5 protein-coding genes are annotated in these 4,119 nt (G+C 38.2%); all 5 read left to right on the top strand.

Annotated features, from left to right (window positions below; genetic code table 11):
• Window positions 1-96 precede the first annotated feature (96 nt).
• On the top strand, window positions 97-1,161 hold the full coding sequence (gene nuoH / locus WBN20_RS04180) for an NADH-quinone oxidoreductase subunit NuoH (protein ID WP_424271600.1): 1,065 nt from the start codon (window positions 97-99) through the stop codon (window positions 1,159-1,161).
• A 4-nt stretch (window positions 1,162-1,165) separates the two neighbouring features.
• Complete coding sequence (locus WBN20_RS04175) at window positions 1,166-1,642, top strand: 4Fe-4S binding protein (protein ID WP_424271601.1); 477 nt, start codon at window positions 1,166-1,168, stop codon at window positions 1,640-1,642.
• A gap of 2 nt (window positions 1,643-1,644) precedes the next feature.
• A complete protein-coding gene (locus WBN20_RS04170; RefSeq protein ID WP_424280812.1) occupies window positions 1,645-2,166 on the top strand; it encodes an NADH-quinone oxidoreductase subunit J in 522 nt (173 codons plus the stop codon).
• Window positions 2,166-2,483, top strand: a complete 318-nt coding sequence (nuoK, locus tag WBN20_RS04165) for an NADH-quinone oxidoreductase subunit NuoK (protein ID WP_424273020.1) — start codon at window positions 2,166-2,168, stop codon at window positions 2,481-2,483. The genes WBN20_RS04170 and nuoK overlap by 1 nt, the downstream gene beginning before the upstream one ends.
• An 11-nt stretch (window positions 2,484-2,494) precedes the next feature.
• On the top strand, window positions 2,495-4,119 hold a 1,625-nt coding region (gene nuoL, locus WBN20_RS04160), incomplete at its 3' end, for an NADH-quinone oxidoreductase subunit L (protein ID WP_424280811.1).

Here is a 4,119-nt window from a genome sequence, read left to right as displayed (position 1 = left end):
AACCATATTGCAGTTGGTGGTAAAATAGGCGACCTGGTAGCTACGATGGCAACGCTGGATCTTGTTATACCAGATATAGATAGATAAAATAATAATATGAACAGTGCTTTAAGTATCACAAAAAATATTCACGATTGGCTCTTTAGCATTATGCCCGAAACGGCAGCCAGTATTGCTGAGATGGTATTGATCGCGCTTGTTTATCTGGGAATTTTTGCAATTGCCGGTTTATTCCTGGTCTTGCTGGAAAGAAGGGTTGCTGCCTGGTTTCAATTAAGAATAGGGCCTAATAGAGTGGGGTTTCAGGGTTTGTTACAAACAATGGCCGATGCCATAAAGCTTCTCTCCAAGGAGTTAACGGGTACTAGCAAGGCAGATAAATTCCTTTATAATTTGGCTCCTTATTTTGTAATAATTTCTTCATTAATGGCATTGAGTGTCTTTCCTTTTACCAAGGAGTTTCAGGCATTCGATATTAATATTGGACTCTTTTTTCTAATTGCTGTCTCATCGATAGGAGTTATTGGTATTTTATTAGGTGGGTGGAGTTCCAACAACAAATTTGCCATGATCGGTGCTATGCGCAGTGGAGTACAAACCATTAGCTACGAACTCTCAATTGGGCTGTCACTCTTAACCATGGTTTTAATAACAGGAAGCCTTCAACTTTCGGAGATTGTAGAAGTTCAAAAATCGGGTTGGTTGATTGTCCAGGGGCATATCCCTGCAATTATAGCCTTTATGATATATATGATTGCCGGTACTGCAGAAACAAACAGGGCTCCTTTTGATATGGTTGAAGCCGAATCAGAATTGGGGGCCGGGTTTCACACAGAATACTCAGGAATGAAGTTTGCCTATTTCTTTTTAGCCGAATTCATTAATATGTTTATTATAGCTGCTATTGCCACTACTGTATTTTTTGGTGCCTGGTTGTCTCCTTTTGGAATAACAGAATCTATTCCTGTATTGGGTGTATTTTGGTTTTTATTAAAAGCTCTTATCCTGGTTTTTTTAATGATGTGGTTTCGGTGGACGTTCCCAAGGTTAAGAATAGATCAATTACTTACCTTGGAATGGAAATATTTATTGCCTCTAAACCTGGCCAATATAGTAATAATGGCCTTATTGGTTTGGCTCAATTTAACTATAAGTTTTTAAAATTATGAATTACTTTTCAGATATCTATAGAGGAATAAAGACCTTGCTTACTGGCATGAGTGTTACCGGGAAGTATTTTGTGACCTCCAGGAAGGGCGCCATTACTCAGCAATATCCCGATAATAGAGAAACTCTTAAGATGTTTGATCGTTTTCGCGGTGAGGTCATTATGCCACATAATGAAAATAATGAGCATCGATGTACAGGCTGTCAAAAATGTGAAATAGCCTGCCCAAATGGAACAATTGAAATAATCTGGGACAGGGGTATTGATGAGAATACTGGTAAAAAGAAGAAAAAAATAGATCAGTTTGTATATCATTTAAGTATGTGCACCATGTGCGGACTCTGTATAGATGTCTGCCCTACAGATGCAATTAAATGGGGTCAGAATTTTGAGAATTCTGTATATGACCGAACTGCACTTACAAGAGTTTTAAACGAACCGGATTCCAAGTTACAACCCGGTGTAGAAGATTAAGTATGGAAAGAATTGTTTTTTATTGCCTGGCTGCCGTAATCATAGTATTTGGCATAGCTTCAGTAACGAGTAGAAAAATGCTTCGTTCTGTGATTTACCTCTCTTTTGTTCTGGTAAGTATTGCCGGGATTTTCTTTTTAGTAGATTATAATTTTCTTGCTGCAATTCAACTAACGGTTTACGCAGGTGGAATTGTTGTGCTCATCATATTTTCAGTATTGCTGGTACACCATATTGAAATGGAATTGGAAATGGCCAAAACATCTAAAAAAATAGTGACAGCACTTGCTTGTTTAATTGGATTGGGCGTTTTTTTAACGGCCATTTACACATATGATTTTAATGTGATCAATAACTCTATAACTACCACCACGGCAGATATTGGTGTCGGACTACTAAGCTATGGGGCCGGCGGGTTTATATTGCCATTCGAGGTGATTAGTGTACTCTTATTGGCTGCAATGATAGGAGCCATAGTAATTGCCAAAGGGGAAAAATTAACCGAGAAAAATAATCAACCATAATGATACCTGGAATAAGCATATATGAAATTCTTACGGTAACTTCAATCCTATTTTTTATCGGGGTATATGGCTTTATCACAAGAACCAATCTGATCTCCATTTTAATTTCCGTTGAATTAATTCTAAATGCCTCAGTAGTAAACTTCGTGGTCATTAATAAGTATTTGTTTCCTGAAGTCCTGCAGGGCGTTTATTTTTCAATTTTTATTATCGCCGTAGCAGCTGCAGAAACAGCTCTTGCCGTCTCTATTATTATTAATCTATACAGGCAAATTAGCTCCGTGGAAGTCAAGGACATTGAAACTATGAAATACTAATCCAACCGAGTATGAATCTAAACTACGTAATCTTAATTCCACTAATACCGCTGGCGGTATTTTTGATCCTCGGGCTTTTTTATAGTAAAATTAAACCGGCGATTTCCGGATATGTAGGGGTTTTGGGATTACTTGTTTCCACCTCCCTGTCATTATATACAGCCTATAATTACTTTTTTGTAATCGGGAAAACAGAAGGGATTTATCAAACTATTGTTGAAAAAACAGTTTGGATGAATTTTTCAGATAGCCTTCGAATTGATATGGGGATTCTGGTAGATCCTATTTCTGTTATGTTGTTAATTGTAGTATCTGTTATATCCCTAATGGTTCATATTTATAGTAGAGGATATATGAAGGGTGATCCGGGCTACACTAAATACTTTGCATTTCTATCCTTGTTCACATTTTCCATGTATGGCTTGGTTTTGGCAACCAATCTATTCCAAATTTACATCTTCTGGGAATTGGTTGGTGTATCCTCCTATTTATTAATAGGTTATTATTATACCAAGGAATCTGCGGTTGCCGCAGCTAAAAAGGCCTTTATTGTTACTCGTTTTGCAGATCTGGGCTTTCTAATAGGAATCTTGATTATTGGTTACTATACCGGGACATTTGATTTTGAAACTTTGAACAATCCTGAAGGGGCCAGCATTTTAAACTGGGCATCCACATCGTTCATGGGCCTATCTGCACTTACATGGGCGCTGATTTTGATCTTTATCGGCGGGGCCGGAAAATCGGCAATGTTCCCCTTGCATATATGGTTACCGGATGCTATGGAAGGACCAACACCGGTTTCTGCATTAATCCACGCGGCTACCATGGTTGTTGCAGGTGTTTACCTGGTAGCTCGTTTATTTCCTATGTACTATTTTATTGAAGATGGCTTTGCATTAAATATTGTGGCCTTCGTAGGAGCTTTTACTGCTCTTTTTGCCGCTGTAATTGCAATCACACAAACAGATATCAAACGGGTCCTGGCATTTTCAACCATGTCGCAATTGGGCTATATGATGATGGCCCTGGGGGTTTCAGGATACGAAGGGCATGAAGGATTGGGCTATATGGCATCTATGTTCCATCTGTTTACTCATGCCATGTTTAAGGCATTGTTGTTTTTATGCGCTGGTTCTGTGATTCATGCTATCCATAGTAATTTCCTTAAGGACATGGGGGGATTACGAAAGTATATGCCAGTTACTAATATTACATTTTTAATAGCGGCCCTGGCCATTGCAGGGGTGCCCCCTTTAGCCGGATTTTGGAGTAAAGATGAAATTCTTGTAGCTGCTTTTGAACACAATAAGTTCCTGTATATCATTGGATTATTCGTAGCCGGTCTTACCGCATTTTACATTTTTAGAATCTATTTTGGAATATTTTGGGGAAAAGAAGGGGCTTACCAAAATAAACCACACGAATCTCCATGGTCTATGACTACTCCGCTTTTAATATTAGCCTTTTTAAGTATTGTGGGTGGGTTTATTCCATTTAGTGAATTTATTAGTGCAGATAAAACTGGGTTTGAAACTCATATTAATTATCCATTAGCCGCCATTGCAGTATTTGCCGGACTCATTGGAATTGGTCTTTCCTGGCTATTTTATAAAAAAGAAAATGAACTGGCAGA

The sequence above is a fragment of the Eudoraea sp. genome, assembly GCF_049665975.1.
Classification (GTDB): Bacteria; Bacteroidota; Bacteroidia; order Flavobacteriales; family Flavobacteriaceae; genus Eudoraea.
The sequence above is the reverse complement of the archived record's forward strand: the minus strand, read 5'-3'. Positions and strand labels throughout refer to the sequence as shown.